18 protein-coding genes are annotated in these 18,206 nt (G+C 62.7%); 13 read left to right on the forward strand and 5 right to left on the reverse strand.

Annotated elements, in window-relative coordinates; all coding sequences use genetic code 11:
* The first annotated feature begins 47 nt into the window (after positions 1-47).
* The 9 genes from mdcA (at position 48) to madM (ending at position 7,320) form a co-directional block, all read left to right on the forward strand.
* Entirely contained in the window at positions 48-1,718 is a 1,671-nt protein-coding gene (mdcA, locus tag AC30D9_RS09285; RefSeq protein ID WP_307572472.1) for a malonate decarboxylase subunit alpha, read from the forward strand.
* Positions 1,719-2,594, forward strand: a complete 876-nt coding sequence (locus tag AC30D9_RS09290) for a triphosphoribosyl-dephospho-CoA synthase (protein ID WP_490143921.1) — start codon at positions 1,719-1,721, stop codon at positions 2,592-2,594.
* A complete protein-coding gene (locus AC30D9_RS09295; protein ID WP_134926210.1) occupies positions 2,594-2,893 on the forward strand; it encodes a malonate decarboxylase subunit delta in 300 nt (99 codons plus the stop codon). Before AC30D9_RS09290 ends, AC30D9_RS09295 begins: the two co-directional genes overlap by 1 nt.
* The gene (locus AC30D9_RS09300; protein WP_490143922.1) at positions 2,886-3,737 is read left to right on the forward strand and encodes a biotin-independent malonate decarboxylase subunit beta; all 852 of its coding nucleotides are present in this window, start codon (positions 2,886-2,888) and stop codon (positions 3,735-3,737) included. Before AC30D9_RS09295 ends, AC30D9_RS09300 begins: the two co-directional genes overlap by 8 nt.
* The gene (gene mdcE / locus AC30D9_RS09305) at positions 3,734-4,537 is read left to right on the forward strand and encodes a biotin-independent malonate decarboxylase subunit gamma (RefSeq protein WP_307572465.1); all 804 of its coding nucleotides are present in this window, start codon (positions 3,734-3,736) and stop codon (positions 4,535-4,537) included. The genes AC30D9_RS09300 and mdcE overlap by 4 nt, the downstream gene beginning before the upstream one ends.
* The gene (locus AC30D9_RS09310) at positions 4,534-5,154 is read left to right on the forward strand and encodes a malonate decarboxylase holo-ACP synthase (protein ID WP_307572463.1); all 621 of its coding nucleotides are present in this window, start codon (positions 4,534-4,536) and stop codon (positions 5,152-5,154) included. The genes mdcE and AC30D9_RS09310 overlap by 4 nt, the downstream gene beginning before the upstream one ends.
* Positions 5,151-6,071, forward strand: a complete 921-nt coding sequence (gene mdcH, locus AC30D9_RS09315) for a malonate decarboxylase subunit epsilon (protein ID WP_307572461.1) — start codon at positions 5,151-5,153, stop codon at positions 6,069-6,071. The genes AC30D9_RS09310 and mdcH overlap by 4 nt, the downstream gene beginning before the upstream one ends.
* Before the next feature lie 66 nt (positions 6,072-6,137).
* Entirely contained in the window at positions 6,138-6,554 is a 417-nt protein-coding gene (gene madL, locus AC30D9_RS09320; protein WP_490143923.1) for a malonate transporter subunit MadL, read from the forward strand.
* 1 nt (position 6,555) lies between these two features.
* The gene (gene madM / locus AC30D9_RS09325) at positions 6,556-7,320 is read left to right on the forward strand and encodes a malonate transporter subunit MadM (protein ID WP_116833652.1); all 765 of its coding nucleotides are present in this window, start codon (positions 6,556-6,558) and stop codon (positions 7,318-7,320) included.
* Positions 7,321-7,438: 118 nt separating this feature from the next.
* Here the strand turns inward: madM and AC30D9_RS09330 are convergent, their stop codons facing one another.
* Positions 7,439-8,353, reverse strand: a complete 915-nt coding sequence (locus AC30D9_RS09330; protein ID WP_109755107.1) for a LysR family transcriptional regulator — start codon at positions 8,351-8,353, stop codon at positions 7,439-7,441.
* Between the two features lie 288 nt (positions 8,354-8,641).
* On the opposite strand from AC30D9_RS09330, the gene trhA reads away from it, so the two are divergent.
* On the forward strand, positions 8,642-9,259 hold the full coding sequence (gene trhA / locus AC30D9_RS09335; RefSeq protein ID WP_134926206.1) for a PAQR family membrane homeostasis protein TrhA: 618 nt from the start codon (positions 8,642-8,644) through the stop codon (positions 9,257-9,259).
* A gap of 6 nt (positions 9,260-9,265) precedes the next feature.
* Here trhA and AC30D9_RS09340 read toward each other — a convergent pair whose 3' ends face one another.
* Positions 9,266-10,183 carry a LysR family transcriptional regulator gene (locus AC30D9_RS09340; RefSeq protein WP_490143924.1) on the reverse strand — a complete coding sequence of 306 codons (918 nt, stop codon included), beginning with the start codon at positions 10,181-10,183 and terminating at the stop codon, positions 9,266-9,268.
* 105 nt (positions 10,184-10,288) lie between these two features.
* On the opposite strand from AC30D9_RS09340, the gene AC30D9_RS09345 reads away from it, so the two are divergent.
* A complete protein-coding gene (locus tag AC30D9_RS09345) occupies positions 10,289-11,530 on the forward strand; it encodes a D-amino acid dehydrogenase (protein WP_307573236.1) in 1,242 nt (413 codons plus the stop codon).
* A gap of 21 nt (positions 11,531-11,551) precedes the next feature.
* Positions 11,552-12,454 carry a transporter substrate-binding domain-containing protein gene (locus AC30D9_RS09350; RefSeq protein ID WP_307572455.1) on the forward strand — a complete coding sequence of 301 codons (903 nt, stop codon included), beginning with the start codon at positions 11,552-11,554 and terminating at the stop codon, positions 12,452-12,454.
* Positions 12,455-12,592: 138 nt separating this feature from the next.
* Here the strand turns inward: AC30D9_RS09350 and AC30D9_RS09355 are convergent, their stop codons facing one another.
* Together AC30D9_RS09355 and AC30D9_RS09360 are read right to left on the reverse strand one after the other, a co-directional pair.
* The gene (locus AC30D9_RS09355) at positions 12,593-13,312 is read right to left on the reverse strand and encodes a 16S rRNA (uracil(1498)-N(3))-methyltransferase (RefSeq protein WP_307572454.1); all 720 of its coding nucleotides are present in this window, start codon (positions 13,310-13,312) and stop codon (positions 12,593-12,595) included.
* Between the two features lie 199 nt (positions 13,313-13,511).
* Positions 13,512-14,918: an adenosylmethionine--8-amino-7-oxononanoate transaminase gene (locus AC30D9_RS09360; protein ID WP_490143925.1), complete on the reverse strand. Its 1,407-nt coding sequence runs from the start codon at positions 14,916-14,918 to the stop codon at positions 13,512-13,514.
* A 223-nt stretch (positions 14,919-15,141) separates the two neighbouring features.
* On the opposite strand from AC30D9_RS09360, the gene AC30D9_RS09365 reads away from it, so the two are divergent.
* Positions 15,142-16,905: a flavin monoamine oxidase family protein gene (locus tag AC30D9_RS09365; RefSeq protein ID WP_490143926.1), complete on the forward strand. Its 1,764-nt coding sequence runs from the start codon at positions 15,142-15,144 to the stop codon at positions 16,903-16,905.
* 563 nt (positions 16,906-17,468) lie between these two features.
* On the opposite strand, the gene llpB is transcribed toward AC30D9_RS09365, so the two are convergent.
* Entirely contained in the window at positions 17,469-17,975 is a 507-nt protein-coding gene (llpB, locus tag AC30D9_RS09370) for a lectin-like bacteriocin LlpB (RefSeq protein ID WP_490143927.1), read from the reverse strand.
* Positions 17,976-18,206: the final 231 nt, after the last annotated feature.

The following is an 18,206-nucleotide window of genomic DNA, read 5'->3' on the forward strand; positions in this document are numbered from 1 at the left end:
CAACACTCCTAATGTGACCCCCACGACAGCGAACCCGTGGAGTGGTCATGACAACAACAATATCCCCCGACTCGCGCTGGACGCGGCGGCGCGGCGAAAAGCAGCGGCGTCTCGAACTGGTGAAGGGGCTTGCCGACGGTGTGGTGTTGCCCACCGACAAAATCGTTGCGGCGTTGGAGGCGTTGATTCTGCCTGGCGATCGTGTGGTGCTGGAGGGGAATAACCAGAAGCAGGCGGATTTTCTCTCGCGCTCACTGGCCAAAGTCGACCCTTCGAAGCTGCACGATTTGCACATGATCATGCCCAGCGTCGGCCGCTCAGAGCACCTGGACCTGTTCGAACGCGGCATCGCCCGCAAGCTCGATTTCTCCTTCGCCGGCACCCAGAGCCTGCGCATCAGCCAGTTGCTCGAAGACGGGTTGCTGGAGATCGGCGCGATCCACACCTACATCGAGCTCTATGCCCGATTGGTGGTGGACCTGATTCCCAACGTGGTGCTCTCGGCCGGTTTCATGGCCGACCGCGCCGGCAATATCTACACCGGCCCCAGCACCGAAGACACCCCGGCGCTGATTGAGCCGGCGGCCTTCAGCGATGGCATCGTCATCGTCCAGGTCAACCAGTTGGTGGACGACGTCAGCGACCTGCCTCGGGTGGATATCCCGGCGTCCTGGGTCGATTTCGTGGTGGTGGCCGACAAACCGTTCTACATCGAACCGCTGTTCACTCGCGACCCACGCCACATCAAGCCTGTGCACGTGCTGATGGCGATGATGGCGATCCGTGGGATCTATGAAAAACACAACGTCCAGTCCCTCAACCACGGCATCGGTTTCAACACCGCCGCCATCGAACTGATCCTGCCGACCTACGGCGAGTCCCTTGGCCTGAAGGGCAAGATCTGCCGCAACTGGACCCTCAATCCCCACCCAACCCTGATCCCGGCCATCGAAAGTGGTTGGGTCGAAAGTGTGCATTGCTTTGGCACCGAGCTGGGCATGGAAAACTACATCGCCGCCCGACCGGATGTGTTCTTCACCGGACGTGATGGCTCGCTGCGCTCCAACCGCATGGTCTGCCAACTGGCCGGGCAATACGCGGTGGACCTGTTCATTGGCGCCACCTTGCAAGTGGACGGTGACGGCCATTCCTCCACCGTGACCCGTGGTCGCCTGGCCGGCTTCGGTGGGGCACCGAACATGGGCCACGACCCGCGCGGTCGTCGTCACGGCACGCCGGCCTGGCTCGACATGCGTCACGGCGACAGTGAGGCACCGCTGCTCGAACGTGGCAAGAAGCTGGTGGTGCAGATGGTCGAGACGTTCCAGGAGGGCGGCAAACCGACTTTCGTCGAGACCCTCGATGCAGTGGATGTGGCGAAGAAGGCCGGCATGCCCCTGGCGCCGATCATGATCTACGGCGACGACGTCACCCACCTGCTGACCGAGGAAGGCATCGCCTACCTGTACAAGGCCCGCTCCCTGGAGGAGCGCCAGGCAATGATCGCCGCCGTGGCCGGGGTTACCGCCATCGGCTTGCGCCACGACCCCAAAGACACCGCGCGCATGCGCCGCGAAGGGCTGATCGCCTTGCCCGAAGACCTCGGTATCCGCCGCACCGACGCCACCCGCGAGCTGCTCGCGGCCAAGAGCGTGGCCGATCTGGTGGAGTGGTCCGGTGGCCTCTACAACCCGCCCGCCAAGTTCAGGAGCTGGTAAATGCACGCCTTCAACCTGCAACCGAAAAAACTGTCCTTGGCCGAGCGCCTGGCGGATATGGCGGTGGATGCGCTGATCGACGAAGCCGACCTGTCACCCAAGCCGGCTCTGGTGGACCGGCGCGGCAATGGCGCCCACACCGATCTGCACCTGGGCTTGATGCATGCCTCGGCGCTGTCGCTGTGGCCCGCATTCAAGGAAATGGCCGACGCCGCCCTTGGCTGTGGCGAGATCGGCTTGCCACTGCGCGAAGCCCTTGGGCGGATCGGCCGTGAGGGTGAAGCGGCAATGCTCGCCACCACCAACGGCGTGAATACCCACCGGGGTGCGATCTGGGCCTTGGGTTTGCTCGTGGCTGCGGCGGCGCTGGAACCTAAATCCAGCGTCGCCAGCGCCGTCACCTTGCGTGCCGCACGGCTGGCCTTGCTCACCGACCGCTTCGCGCCAACCCCCCTGAGCCACGGCGCCCAGGTCGCCCAACGCTACGGCGTGCGCGGTGCCCGGGAAGAAGCGCAATTGGCGTTCCCGGCGGTCACCGGCCTGGGCTTGCCGCAACTCAAGCGCAGCCGCGCGGCGGGGGCGGGTGAGCAGAACGCCCGGCTCGATGCGTTGCTGGCGATCATGACCACGCTGGCCGACACTTGCGTGCTCTACCGTGCCGGTGAAAAGGGCCTGCAAGCCATGCAGCACGGCGCCAAAGCGGTTCTCGATGCCGGTGGCAGTGCGAGCCTGGGCGGTCGCCGCCAGTTGCACGCGCTCGACCAACAACTGATTGCCTTGAACGCCTCGCCCGGGGGCGCTGCCGACTTGCTCGCCGCCTGCCTGTTTCTCGACCGTATCGAACGCGGCGATGGCCTCTTTCCTGGAGTGTGCTGATGGAAACCTTATCCTTTGAATTTCCCGCCGGGCAGCCGCCACGGGGCCGGGCGCTGGTGGGCTGCGTCGGCTCGGGAGACCTGGAAGTGCTGATCGAGCCGGGGCTGGCGGGCAAGCTGAGCATTCGGGTGCAGACCTCGGTCAATGGCAGCGAACAACGCTGGCAGCACCTGTTCGCCCGCATGTTCGACGGCCAGACGCCGCCGGCCCTGTCCATCGACATCCACGATTTCGGCGCCACCCCCGGCGTGGTGCGCTTGCGCCTGGAACAAGGCTTCGAGGAGATCGGCCATGACTGACAGCGCAGCGTTGCTCAACAAGCACAGCTTCGTCGAACTTGGCGCTCGGCAACGGGCGAAAGCCTTGCTCGATGACGGTACTTTCCGCGAACTGCTCGATCCGTTCCAACGGATCATGTCGCCGTGGCTGTTACGCCAGGGCGTAGTGCCGCAAAGCGATGACGGCGTGGTGATCGCCAAGGGTTCGCTCGATGGCCTGCCGGTGGTGATCGCCGCCATCGAAGGCGCGTTCCAGGGCGGCAGCCTCGGTGAAGTCGGTGGGGCGAAGATTGCCGGTGCGTTGGAACTGGCCGCCGAGGACAACCGCAAGGGCATCCCGACCCGCGCCGTATTGCTGCTGGAAACCGGTGGCGTGCGTTTGCAGGAGGCCAACCTCGGGCTCGCGGCGATTGCCGAGATTCATTCGGCGATAGTCGACCTGCGTCAGTATCAGCCGGTAGTGGGCGTGGTGGCCGGCAGCGTCGGTTGTTTTGGCGGCATGTCCATCGCCGCCGGGCTGTGCAGTTATCTGCTGGTGACCCAGGAGGCGCGACTGGGGCTGAACGGTCCGCAAGTGATCGAGCAGGAAGCCGGGATCGACGAATACGACTCCCGCGACCGGCCGTTCATCTGGAGCCTGACCGGCGGTGAACAGCGTTTCGCCACGGCACTGGTGGACCGTTATGCGGCCGATGATGTGACGCAAATCCGCCAACAGGTCAGCCAGTTGCTGCACCTGGGCGTTCCCGCCCAACATCGCAGCGGCCAGGCTGAGTTGTTCCTGCAACGCCTGGCCCGATTGGACACGCAAGTGCAAATCGAACCGGCAGCGGTTCGCCAGTTGTATCAGGGAGAACGCCCATGAGTGCGTATTCATTAAGAGGCTTGCGCTGGTTCGAGGCATTGAGCGGCGGCGCCAAACCGGTGGACGGATTGCCTGCTTCGTTGAAAGTGGCCGACGTCAGATTGGGTGAACAGAACGTGCGTCTGTTGGCTGTCGTGGCCGATCCCGATAACCGTTTCCCGCGGGCTCGCAACGGTGAAGTCGGCTTGTTGGAGGGCTGGGGCTTGGCCAAAGCCGTGGACGATGCCATCGACGCTGACCGCGCGGCACCGTACAAGCGTGCGCTGATCGCCATTGTCGATGTGCCGAGCCAGGCCTATGGCCGACGCGAAGAAGCCTTGGGCATTCACCAGGCCTTGGCCGGTGCGGCGGACAGTTATGCCCGGGCGCGGTTGGCCGGGCATCCGGTGATCGGTTTGCTGGTGGGCAAGGCCATGTCCGGAGCGTTCCTGGCCCACGGCTACCAGGCCAACCGGTTGATTGCCCTGCGGGACCCGGGGGTGATGGTCCACGCCATGGGCAAGGCTTCGGCGGCGCGGGTGACCCTGCGCAGTGTCGAAGAGCTGGAAGCCCTGGCCGCCAGCGTGCCGCCGATGGCTTATGACATCGACAGCTTCGCCAGCCTGGGGTTGCTCTGGGAAACCTTGTCGGTGGAGCAGATCGAACAGCCGACGGCAGTTGACCTGGCGCAGGTGAGTGATTGCCTGCAACAGGCGATCAACGATATTGCCGGGGCGCCTCGGGATTTGAGCAGTCGCCTGGGCGCGAACCATCGCGCCGCCTCCAGCACGGTTCGCCAATTACTGAGAGCGCAGTGGTGAATCCTTACCTGGCCCATGACCTGCTCTGGGGACTGACCCCGGAGCAGTTGCCCGTGGGCGCGCCGGCATGGGCGGTCGAGTCGATCGGCGCCGGTCAACCGGTAGTGGTCCGGCGTTCGCTGACGGCGCCGGATCAAATCGCGGTTGGCGTGCGCGGGCGCTTGCGCGAGCAGCGTTATGCAACGTCGATGGCGATCGCGGCGATTGCCCGTCGCGTCCGGCCAGAAGACCTTTGTCACGTAGTGCCGACTCGCGACTTGCCAGCCTTGCAAGCGCTGTCCCGACTGCGCCCGATGCTCGACGCCAGTGGCTGGATCTGGGGCGTCAGCGGTAGCGCCGGGTTCGAACTCGCCAGTGGCATCGAGGCGTTGCATGAGCGCAGCGACCTCGACCTGATCCTGCGCACGCCGCAGCGGTTGGATCGCCTCCAGGCCAGGGAATTGCTGGCGCATCTGGATGCATCGGCTTGCGTGGTGGACATGCAATTGCAGACGCCTTGCGGCGCCGTCGCCCTGCGCGAGTGGGCGGGTTCGGCACGCCGGGTCTTGCTCAAGGATGACCGGCAGGCACGGCTGGTGAGCGATCCCTGGCGGTCGGCGTTGGAGGATGTCGCGTGAGCAGCCTCTTGGTGTTTCCCGGCCAGGGTGCGCAGCGAGCAGGCATGCTCCATGGCCTGGCGCCGCAAATCCTGGGTGAGGCGGGTGATGTGCTCGGCGAGGACGTCCTGCAACTGGACAGCGCCGAGGCGTTGCAATCGACCCGTGCCGTGCAGCTGTGCCTGTTGATCGCCGGGGTGGCGGCATCCCGGCAACTGTTGGAACGGGCGCCTGCGCCGGACTACGTGGCGGGGCTGTCCATCGGCGCTTATCCGGCGGCGGTGGTGGCCGGTGCGCTGGGGTTTGACGAGGCGTTGCGACTGGTCAGCCTGCGCGGTGAGTTGATGCAGCAAGCCTATCCGCAAGGCTACGGCATGACTGCGATCATCGGCCTCGACCTCGCGGCAGTGGAAGCGTTGTTGGCACAGGTGCACAGCGACAGCACACCGGTCTACCTGGCCAACATCAATGCGGATAATCAGGTGGTCATTGCCGGCAGCGACGAAGCAATGAGCAACGTTGCCAAGCGAGCGCGAAGCCTGGGGGCCGGGAAGGCCTGTCGGCTGGCGGTGAGCGTGCCGTCCCATTGCCCATTGCTGGAGGCTCCGGCGCAAGCATTGGCCCAAGCGTTTGCCGATGTGGCGTTGAAAGCGCCAACCCTGGGCTATCTCAGCGGCAGCCGCGCCCGCCCGGTGATCAGCCCCGAGGCCCTGCGTGACGACCTGGCGTTCAACATGTGCCGCGTCGTCGATTGGCGCGGCACCGTGCAAAGCGCCTACGAGCGTGGCGTGCGGCTACAGATCGAACTGCCGCCCGGTGCGGTGCTGACCGGGCTGGCGCGCCGGGTGTTCGAGCAAGGCACCGTCATGGCCTTCGACGGTGCCCGGCTCGATACCTTGCAAGCGCTGTTGCGTGAGGAGGGAAGCCGCCAACCCTAGACCACCGACTCAGGCTGCGAATTACAAAAACAACAACTTCGACGATGCACTTTGAGGACTACAACAATGATTATTTACGGTGTGGCGCTGTTGGCGATCTGTACGCTGGCAGGGGTGATCATGGGCGACCTGCTCGGCGTGTTGCTGGGCGTCAAATCCAACGTCGGCGGGGTCGGCATTGCGATGATCCTGCTGATCTGTGCGCGGCTGTGGATGCAAAAACGCGGCGGCATGACCAAGGAATGCGAAATGGGCGTCGGCTTCTGGGGCGCCATGTACATTCCAGTGGTGGTCGCGATGGCCGCGCAACAGAACGTGGTCACGGCCTTGCACGGCGGCCCGGTGGCGGTGCTGGCGGCCATTGGTTCGGTGGTGCTCTGCGGTTGCACCATTACGCTGATCAGCCGGACCCACAAAGGCGAACCCTTGCCCGAGGAACCGGCGGAAGTCACGCCACTCGGTACCCCAGTAGGAGGTCGCTGATATGTGGGATCTCATCGAGAAAGGCCTGGAACATAACGGTCTGATCACGGCGTTCGCGTTCGTCGGCGTGATCATGTGGGTGTCGGTGATATTGTCCAAGCGCCTGACCTATGGGCGGGTCCACGGTTCGGCGATTGCCATCGTCATCGGCCTGGTGCTGGCCTGGGTGGGCGGCACCATGACCGGCGGGCAAAAAGGCCTGGCGGACCTGTCGCTGTTTTCCGGCATCGGTTTGATGGGTGGCGCCATGCTGCGCGACTTCGCCATTGTTGCCACGGCGTTCGAGGTGCAGGCCACCGAAGCGAAAAAGGCCGGGTTGATTGGCGCCATCGCGTTGCTGCTGGGCACGATTTTGCCCTTCATTGTCGGTGCGAGCATCGCCTGGGTGTTCGGTTATCGCGATGCGGTGAGCATGACCACCATTGGCGCGGGTGCGGTGACCTACATCGTCGGGCCCGTGACCGGGGCGGCGATTGGCGCGACCTCCGATGTGATGGCGTTGTCGATTGCCACCGGCTTGATCAAGGCGATCATCGTGATGGTCGGCACGCCCATGGCGGCGCGCTGGATGGGCCTGGACAATCCGCGCTCAGCCATGGTCTTCGGCGGTCTGGCCGGGACGGTGAGTGGGGTGACAGCCGGCCTGGCGGCGACGGACCGGCGGTTGGTGCCGTATGGCGCGTTGACGGCGACGTTCCATACCGGGCTTGGCTGTTTGTTGGGGCCTTCGTTGCTGTACTTCATTGTGCGCGGGATTGTCGGCTAGGTTTCGAATTTGTATCGCCTGTTCTGACGCTATCGCGAGCAGGCTCGCTCCCACATTGGATCGGTGTTCACAAATCCCTTGTGGGAGCGAGCCTGCTCGCGATAGGGGCGACTCGGTTTCAAGCCTGGCGATTGGCATACATCCGGCACTCAGCCAACAGCGCCAGCAGATTCGGGTCACGTTCCTTGGCCTTGAGGAACACCACGCCGATGTGCTGCTGCAACCGGTACTTTTCCTGCAACGGGATCAGTTTCACCCGGTTTTCATACACCGCCGCAATCCTGCCCGGCAGCAACGCATAACCCACCCCGGAGCTGACCATGCTCAGCAGGGTGAAGATGTCGTTGACCTGCATCGCCACCTTCGGCTCGAACCCCGCCTGCTTGAACACCCGGATACCGTCCTGGTGCGTGGCGAAGCCCTGGGTCAGGGTGATGAACGTCTCGTCGCGGACCTCGGCCAGGTCGACTTCGCTGCGCTGGGCAAAGGGCGAATCCGCCGGTGTGGCAAGAAAGATGTCATCGGAAAACAGCGCGATATGCTCGCAGTCCGGGTCGTTCACGCTGTCATCCAGGGAAATCAGGATCGCGTCCACTTCCATGTTCTTGAGTTTGTACAGCAGGTCGATGTTCGAACCCAGGATCAGGTCGATATTGAGTTCGCTGCGGCGGATTTTCAGGCCCATGATCAGTTGCGGCACGGTCTTGACCGTCAGCGAATACAGCGAGCCCAACTTGAAGCGCTCGGCGGAGAAGCCCGCGGCTTCGCGGGTCAGGCGTACACTTTCGACCACGTCCTGGATCAGTTTCTGCGCCCGTTCTTCCAGCACATAGGCGCTCTCCAGCGGCGTGAGGTTGCGGCCTTCGTGCTTGAACAACGGGCAGCGCAGGGCGCTTTCCAGTGAGTGAATGGCCCGGTGCACACTGACGTTGCTGGTCTGCAACTCGGCCGCCGCCCGCGCCAGGTTGCCGGTGCGCATGAAGGCCAGGAACACCTCGAGTTTCTTCAGGGTCAATTCTTCGTCGATCAGCATGGGGCGGACTCTTATTCGTATGGCCTGATTGTGCCCCAATAGGCCTTTGTGGCGAGGGGATTTATCCCCGCTGGGCTGCGCAGCAGCCCCAAATCCTGTCACCTCGGTGTGTCAGGCTGATCGCATTTAGGTGCATTGGGGCCGCTTCGCAGCCCAGAGGGGCGGTGCGACGTTTCGCTAAATTCCCTCGCCACAAGGTATGTCTCCAGGTTTAAAAAGCGAACCATTGCACTTTCAATCGCCAAGCCTGAGCCTTGGCACCTGTTTCTAAATGTGAGGTGGTATTGGATGTATCACGGCGAACGACTCAACGCCTGGACCCACCTGGTCGGGGCGGTGGCGGCTTTTATCGGGGCGGTGTGGTTGCTGGTGATTGCCGGGATGGCAGGCGATCCGTGGAAGATCGTCAGCGTGGCGATCTACGGGTTCACCTTGCTGGTGCTGTACAGCGCTTCGACGGTCTATCACAGCGTGCGCGGGCGCAAAAAAGAAATCATGCAGAAGGTCGATCACTTTTCGATCTATCTGTTGATTGCCGGCAGCTACACCCCGTTCTGCCTGGTGACTCTGCGCGGGCCTTGGGGCTGGAGTTTGTTCGGGATCGTCTGGGGCCTGGCGCTGATCGGAATCCTGCAGGAGATCAAGCCGCGTTCCGAAGCGCGGATCCTGTCGATCGTCATCTACGCGGTGATGGGCTGGATCGTGCTGGTGGCGGTCAAACCGCTGTTGGCGGCCCTGGGCAGCGCCGGGTTCGCCTGGCTTGCCTCGGGTGGCGTGTTGTACACCGTGGGCATTATCTTCTTTGCCCTCGACCACCGGCTGCGCCACGCCCACGGCATTTGGCACCTGTTCGTGATCGCCGGCAGCCTGCTGCACTTCGTGGCGATTCTGTTCTACGTTCTCTAGTCAGTTTCAACCGGCCACCGCGAACAGGCGGTCCAGTTGCGCCTGGGCCTGGCCGGCAAAAATTTCCAGCAATGCGCCGAGGGTGTGCGCCGGAGCCTCATTGGCCCGGGTCACGGCATACAGGGAAATGGGCAGCGGTGGCGACAACGGTCGGATTGCCGTGCGGGTGCTCGAAGCGCCGAGTGCCGTGAATGGGTCGATCACCGCCAGCCCGGCGCCGGATTCGACCATGGCCCGGGCCAGTGAATAGGTCTGTACGGCGATGCTGATGCGCGGCGATGGCTCCACGGCCTTGAGATAGCCGTCCAGCTTGGCCGAAAGCGGGTCGGCGCTGGACAGGCCGATCAACGGTGCGCCGGCCAGCGCCTGCAACGGCATCGGCTGCCCCACCTGCGCTTGGGGCCAATGCCCGCTTGGCGCCAGGGCCACCAGCACGCCGCTGGCCAGGGTTTGGGCCTTGAGGCCCGGATGATCGGGCGGTTGCAGGGTCAGGGCGACGTCGATTTCGCGCATCAACAGGTTTTGCACCAGCTCGCGGCTGTGGGCGCTGGACAACTCGCAGACGATGTCCGGGTAGCGGCGCGTCCATTGATGAATCGCCGCCGGTAGAAGTGACAGGGCCAGGGCCGGCGTTGCGCCGATTCGCAGGCTGTGGCCCGGCTCGCGCCGCAGGCTTTGGGCGAGACGCCGGACACCTTGCAGGCTCTCGCTGACTTTATCGACCTCGCGCTCCAGCTCCAGCGCTTCAGGCGTGGCCTGTAACTTGCCGCGCACCCGCAGGAACAACGCAAACCCCAATTGCTGCTCGGCATGCTGCAACACTTTGGTCACCGCCGGTTGCGAAACATGCAGCAGTTGGGCGGCACCGCTGATGGAGCCGGTCTGGCGTATGGCCTGGAAGATCTCGATATGGCGAAGACGCATGGCGAACCCATAACCTTTGTTTATAGGGAGTCCATCTTTATTCATTGTCCGCGGCCTGTCACCTGGCCCTAACCTCAAGCCACTGAAAACGGATGTGAGATGGACATGGCTCAGCGGGTTTGCATCATCGGTGGTGGCGTGGTCGGGCTGGCGACGGCTTATGCATTGGTGCGCGATGGCGTCGACGTGACGCTGGTGGAGGCCCGGGAGACCTTGGGCAGCGAAACCAGTTTTGCCAACGGCGGCCAGTTGTCGTATCGCTACGTCACCCCGTTGGCGGACGCCGGGGTGCCCTGGCAGGCACTGGGCTGGATGCTGCGCGGTGATTCGCCACTCAAGCTGCGACCGCGCCTGGACCCGGCACAGTGGCGTTGGATGGCCGCGTTCATCGGCGCCTGCCGGACCTCGGTCAACCGGCGCAACGGCGCCCACCTGTTGCGCCTGGCGTTATTGAGCCAGGCAACCTTGCAGGGCTGGCGCGAGGACGATCGCCTCGACGGTTTCAACTGGCGGCGCAATGGCAAGCTGGTGACGTTTCGCGACGCGAGGCATTTCCAGCGTGCGCGGCAGGGCTTGGCGGACAGTGCCCATCAGCAGGTGCTTGGCCCCGACGAGTGCGCGAACCTGGAGCCAGCCCTGGCCGGCGTGCCATATGTGGGCGGGATCTACACGCCGGATGAGGAAGTTGCCGATTGCCATGCCTTCTGCCAGCAATTGGCGATGCGTCTGCGGGCGTCGGGGCGCTGCGAGTTCCTGTTGGGGCACCCGGTCAGCGCCATCGAACACTCCGATGGCGCGGTGCAGGCCATTGTGCTGGACGGGCAGCGGCTGCCGGTGGAGCACCTGGTGCTTGCCGCCGGCCATCGCAGCGCCGCGCTCGCCTTGCCCGGGGTGCGGATGCCGCTGTATCCGCTCAAGGGCTACAGCCTGACCGTGCCTATTGGCCCACAGCATCGGGCACCGGAGTTGAGCATCACCGATTACGACCGCAAGGTCGTCTACGCTCGCATCGGCGAACAACTGCGAGTCGCGGCGATGGTGGACATCGTCGGCTTCGACCCGACGCCGGACCCCAAGCGCCTCGCCCTGATCAAGCGCCAGGCCCAGGAAACCTTGCCCCGGGGTGGGGATTACCAGCGCGCCGTCGAATGGGCCGGCATGCGCCCGGCGACTCCCAGCGGCGTGCCGCTGATCGGCGCCACTGGCTACCGCAACTTGTGGCTCAACCTCGGTCATGGGGCCTTGGGCTTTACCCTGGCGTGTGGCAGCGCTCGCTTGCTCAGCGAGCTGATCCGCCAGCACACACCCTCCATCGACTTGCAGGGCTTGACGCCCCGCGCCGCCTGACCCATCCAACGGAGAACAACAATGCGAAAAATCACGTTGATCGGCTGCACCCTGAGCCTGTTGCTGAGCGTCCAGGCCCATGCCAATGAAGCGGCTCCGACCGGCACATTGGACAAGATCGCCAGTACCCGGAGCATTACCCTGGGCTATCGTGACGCCTCGGTGCCCTTTTCCTACGTCGGTGACAGCAGCGGCCAGCCGATGGGTTACTCGGTGGAGCTGGCGGGCAAGATTGTCGAGCGCATCAAGACCCAACTGGCGTTGCCGCAACTGAACGTGAAGTACAACCTGGTCACCTCCCAGACCCGTATTCCACTGGTGCAGAACGGTACCGTCGACCTGGAGTGCGGCTCGACCGGGGTGACGGCCGAGCGGCAGAAGCAAGTGGCGTTTTCCTACGGTTTCATCTATGTGAAGGGCCAGTTGCTGACGGCCAAGGACAGCGGCATCCACAGCTTTGCCGACCTGCGCGGCAAGAATGTGGTGACCACCGCCGGTACCACCAACGAGCGCTTCCTGAAAAGCTACAACCAGGACAACAACGCCGAGATGTTCATCATCAGCGCCAAGGACCACGGCGAGTCCTTCCAGATGCTCGAGACCGGCCGGGCGGCGGCGTTCTACATGGACGATGCGTTGCTCTACGGCGAACGGGCCAAGGCCCGCGACCCACACAAATGGGTGGTGGTGGGGCAAGAGCAATCGCGGGAAATCTACAGCTGCATGCTGCGCAAGGACGACCCGCAATTCCTGGCGCTGGTCAACGCGACCCTGGCCGATTTGTACAAGTCGGGGGAGATCAACGAGATCTACGCGCGCTGGTTCCAGAAACCGATCCCACCCAAGGGTCTGAACCTGGAATTCCCGATGACCAGCGAATTGAAGGCAATCATTGCCAAGCCGACCAGCGAGCCGGTGCAGTAGGCCGCACGGACATCCACGATCCACTGTGGGAGCGGGCTTGCTCGCGAAAGCGGTGTGTCAGCCAGCATTCGTATTGACTGACACACCGCCTTCGCGAGCAAGCCCGCTTCACAATTGATCTTCAGTGGTCGCGGAGCCTTAGAAATCCCCCCACAACTGCTGCGCCACCGCCAGCGCCACCACGGGCGCGGTTTCGGTGCGCAGCACGCGGGGGCCGAGGCGGGCGGCGTAGTAGCCGGCGGTCTTGGCTTGTTCGACTTCGGCTTCCGACAACCCGCCTTCGGGCCCGATCAGGAATGCCAGGCTCGACGGCTTGGCATGGCTGACCAGCGGCTCGGCCACCGGGTGCAGCACCAGCTTCAGTTCGGCCTCGGTCTGTTTCAGCCAGTCAGCCAGCAGTAGTGGTGGGTGGATCGCCGGTACGGTGGAGCGTCCACACTGCTCGCAGGCGCTGATCGCCACTTGGCGCCAGTGCAGCAGGCGTTTGTCGGCGCGTTCGTCCTTGAGGCGTACTTCGCAGCGCTCGCTGAAAATCGGCGTGATTTCGCTGACCCCCAGCTCCGTGGCCTTCTGAATCGCCCAATCCATACGCTCGCCCCGGGACAGGCCCTGGCCGAGGTGGATGCGCAGCGGCGATTCAGGTTGGCCGGCGAACTGCTCGTCCAATTGCACCCGCACGCGTTTCTTGCCGACTTCGGCCAGTGTGCCGCGAAACTCCTGGCCCGAGCCGTCGAACACCTGCACCGCATCGCCCTCGGCCATGCGCAGCACCCGGCCGATGTAGTGGGCCTGGGCTTCGGGCAGTTCGTGGTCGCCGAGGCCCAGGGGGGCGTCGATGAAGAAACGGGACAGTCTCATGCTGGATCTCTGAAAAGGTTAAAAGTGCAATGAGGGGCTGTGGCGAGGGGATTTATCCCCGTTGGGCTGCGCAGCAGCCCTAAAACCGGACGCTCCGATGCTTCAGGCAAATCGCGTTGCCTGCATTTGGGGCTGCTGCGCAGCCCAACGGGGATAAATCCCCTCGCCACAACAGTATTCCGACAAGAACACCGGGGGGTTAGCCCGGATCGCGATAGCCCGGATGAAAATCCTTCGGCACCGCCACGCTGACCGTGTCCCGGGTGGCGATGTCGATGCCTTCGCTGGCCACTTCTGCCAGGAAGTCGATCTGCTCCGGGGTGATGACATACGGCGGCAGGAAATACACCACGCTGCCCAGCGGTCGCAACAGCGCACCGCGCTCCAGGGCATGCTGAAACACGCTCAGGCCGCGCCGTTCCTGCCACGGGTAGGCGGTCTTGCTGGCCTTGTCCTTGACCATCTCGATCGCCAGTACCATGCCGGTCTGGCGCACCTCGGCGACGTTCGGGTGGTCAGCCAGGTGCGCGGTGGCGCTTGCCATGCGCTGGGCCAGGGCCTGGTTGTTTTCGATGACGTTGTCTTCTTCGAATATATCCAGCGTCGCCAGGGCCGCCGCGCAGGCCAATGGATTGCCCGTGTAGCTGTGGGAATGCAGGAAGGCACGCAGGGTCGGGTAGTCGTCGTAGAACGCGCTGTAGACCTCGTCGGTGGTCACGCACGCGGCCAGCGGCAGGTAGCCGCCGGTCAACGCCTTGGACAGGCAGAGGAAGTCTGGCGTGATGCCGGCTTGCTCACAGGCGAACATCGTCCCGGTGCGGCCGAAGCCGACGGCGATTTCATCGTGGATCAGGTGCACGCCATAGCGGTCGCAGGCTTCGCGCAGCAACTTCAGGTATACCGGGTGATACATGCGCATGCCGCCAGCGCCCTGGATCAGCGGCTCGACGATCACCGCCGCGACAGTGTCGTGGTGCTCGGCGAGGGTCTGCTCCATGGCGGCGAACAGGTTGCGTGAATGCTCCTCCCAACCCATGCCTTCAGGGCGGTGGTAGCAGTCAGGGCTCGGCACCTTGATCGTGTCCAGCAGCAGCGCCTTGTAGGTTTCGGTGAACAACGGCACATCGCCCACCGACATCGCCGCGATGGTTTCGCCGTGGTAGCTGTTGCTCAGGGTGACGAAGCGCTTCTTGTCCGGCCGGCCGCGATTGATCCAGTAGTGAAAGCTCATCTTCATCGCCACTTCGATGCAGGACGAGCCGTTGTCGGCGTAGAAGCACCGGGTCAGGCCTTCGGGCGTCATCTTCACCAGGCGCTCGGACAGTTCGATCACCGGTTGATGGCTGAAGCCGGCGAGGATCACATGTTCCAACTGATCGACCTGGTCCTTGATCCTCTGGTTGATGCGCGGGTTGGCGTGGCCGAACACGTTGACCCACCAGGAGCTGACGGCATCGAGGTAGCGCTTGCCTTCGAAGTCTTCCAGCCACACGCCTTCACCGCGCTTGATGGGGATCAGCGGCAGCTGTTCGTGGTCTTTCATCTGGGTGCAGGGATGCCACAGCACCGCGAGATCGCGTTGCATCCACTGGTTATTCAGGCCCATGTACAGTCTCCTCGAGGCGGCTCGCGGCGGGCGCGGGCAAAACAATCGCGCAAGCCTATGCAATGGCGGCCCCGGGGACAACCCATTGTGTCATCGCGGCTACTTTGAATGAGGCGATAGACGTCGCTGGCGGCGTTTTGATGGCTGACGTATTCTTCGCCGTTCCCTGAGCCGACTGGCTCGAAAACTGAAATTTCCTACGTTTTAATCCGGAGTTCGTTGAATGTCTGCTGGTTGGCTGCGCGCCTGTGCGCTGGTGATGATAGGGCTGTTCAGCGTTTCGGCGCTGGCCAAGGACAAACAACCGACGGCCATCGTCATCGGCGGCGGTTTGGCGGGGCTCACCGCGGCCTATGAGTTGCAGAACAAGGGCTGGGCGGTGACGCTGCTGGAGGCCAAGCCGGACCTGGGCGGACGGTCGGGCATGGCCACCAGCGAGTGGATCGGCAACGAGAAGACGCAGCCGGTGCTGAACAAGTACGTCTCCATATTCAAGCTGAGCACCACGCCGGCCCCGGAATTCGTGCGCACCCCCAGCTACCTGATCGACGGCACCTACTTCACCGCCGCGGACCTGGCAACCAAACAGCCGGCCACCGCCGAAGCCCTCAAGCGCTACGAAACCACCCTGGACGACCTGGCGCGCTCCATCGAAGACCCGCAGAACCCGGCGGCCACCAACACGCTGCATGCGTTGGACCAGATCACCGTGTCCAACTGGCTCGATCGTCTGCAACTGCCGGCCACGGCGCGGCAGTTGGTGAACCAGGAGATTCGCACTCGTTATGACGAACCTTCGCGCCTGTCGCTGCTGTATTTCGCCCAGCAGAACCGCGTCTATCGTGGCGTATCTGACCGCGACCTGCGGGCTTCGCGCCTGCTGGGCGGCAGTCCGACCCTGGCCCAGGCGTTCGTCAAGCAACTGAAGACCATCAAGACCAATTCACCTGTGTCGGCCATCTCCCAAGACAAGGACGGTGTGACCGTCAAGGTCGGCAGCGTCGGTTACCAGGCCGATTACGTGGTGCTGGCCGTGCCCTTGCGAGCCCTGAACAAGATCCAGTTGACCCCGGCCCTGGACGCCCAGCACCAAGGCGCGATCAAGGGTACCAACTACGGCTGGCGTGACCAGATCATGCTCAAGTTCAAGAACCCGGTCTGGGATAGCAAGGCGCGTATGTCGGGCGAAATCTACAGCAACGCCGGCCTGGGCATGATGTGGATCGAACCGGCCATGAAGGGCGGTGCCAACGTGGTCATCAACTTGTCCGGCGACAACGCCCGGGTGATGCAGGCGTTCGGCGACAAGCAGATGGTCGATCAGGTGCTGATCCGCCTGCACGCATTTTATCCACAGGCCCGTGGTGCGTTCACTGGCTATGAAATCCGCCGCTACAGCACCGACCCGTCCACGGGCGGCGCGTACCTGGCCTTCGGCCCGGGCCAGATCAGCAAGTACTGGCGTCTGTGGGAAAAGCCATTGCAACGCGTAGCCTTTGCCGGCGAGCACACCGACACCCTGTACCCGGGCACCCTGGAAGGCGCGCTGCGTAGCGGCCAGCGGGCGGCCAGCCAGGTTGAGGACTTGGCGGCGGGCAAATCGTTCGAACCGGCCAAGGTCGCGCCAGTTGCAGCGGCGGCAGCGGCGGGTGCGGTAGCGGCGAAGAAGGGCAACTTCTTCAGCAACCTGTTTGGTGGTTCGGATGACGACAAGAAACCGGAGCCGGTCAAGGCACCGGAGCCGGTAGCGCCTGCACCAGCGCCTGCGCCGACACCCGTCCCAGCCCCAGCACCCGTGGAACCGCCAGCGCCTGCTCCGGCGAAGGTTGAGCCAGCCAAGAAAGCAGCGACCAAACCGGCGGCGAAAAAACCAGCCGCCAAAGCTCCGGCTAAAAAAGCGCCGGCCAAGGCCCCGGTGAAAAAGGCCGAGCCGGTGAAGAAGCCAGCAGTCAAACCGACGACGGCTACTGAGACGAAGGCTCAGTAACGATCAGGTGGAAAGAACGCGGCTCAAGGGCCGCGTTTTTTTATCCAGCATCAAGCGTACCGGCGGCACCACTCAAAGCCCGGCATCGCTTAATAAGCGCTACGTCCTACACGCCTTGGCGATACATCGGAAACTTCCCACCCTTTAACCGGAAGCAGGCGATAGCGCGCACCAAGCCACAAATCTAGGCTCCACCAAAAACAGGAGCGCGTATGAAAATACTAATGGCAGTAGTCGTATTGGCTTCGATATATGGATGTGTGTATGGCGAATGCCGAGATCCTTTGACGATTCCGATGATTCCAAAAGAGATCCGCAGCTAGCACACAAATGCTCCATTGATCCATATAGGGCTGAGTGCTCGGTAAACTAATAATTCGAAATTTTTACCTCGTGAAAGCTGGAGTTAACATGAAATTGATAGCGGCCTTAATGCTATTGGCAGTATTCGGTGTCAGTGGTTGCACTGCTGATGGCCGTATGGTTCTGAAAAAGCACGATCCTCAATTAGTTTATAGATGCGACATGGATCCTTACAGGCCTGAGTGCGTCAATAAGTGACTCTAAAGAGGCGGCAACGAAAACGACCAAGTTTTAATCTCAAAGTTCTCAAATAAAATTTTGACCCACTTTGGCTTGGACATACGTCCCGGGACGAAGCCATAGCGGGCCCAGCAAAGATCCCCTGTTCGCATGTCAAAAATGACCAGGTTTCCATCGTCCTGCATGAGCATATAGGTGTTGAACCAAAGAGATTTGTCTGTGCTGTGGGTGCTTTCGGCGATCCACAATCGCCGTCTGGACGGATCATAAAGAAAGCCGCTGTTGCTGACGACGAATTGTAGAGGTTCACGCATTCTCCTTGGATACAACGTGACGCTGTAAGGTTGTTTATCACCAGCGGTCCAGATAATTGCCTCGCGGTCCTTGATTACCAAGTTTCCATCGGCCTGTAAGATCAATCGGAACCGCCCATTGCTGGATTTTAGGTATTGCCCCGGGGACATTGTTTGATTAGGCGGTAGTTGCGGCGAGCCGCTAGCTTTGAAAGGGGTATAACGAACAGCCATTTTGTTCACCTTGTTCAATGAGTTGTTGAGCGCTCATTTGATCAAGGGTAAAGATGAAAAATGGCAATACATATATATTACATGGCGAAAATAGTTGGGCGGCGGTGACAGCCCCTGCGCGGCCTCCTGTGGGAGCGAGCCTGCTCGCGATGAGGTTCATACAGGCCCCTAAAGGCTGCCCGACCCCCTCGTCATCACCACCTTTTTCCCTTTAATCTTTCCTTAACCCAC

It is taken from the genome of Pseudomonas sp. DF11 (assembly GCF_058148565.1).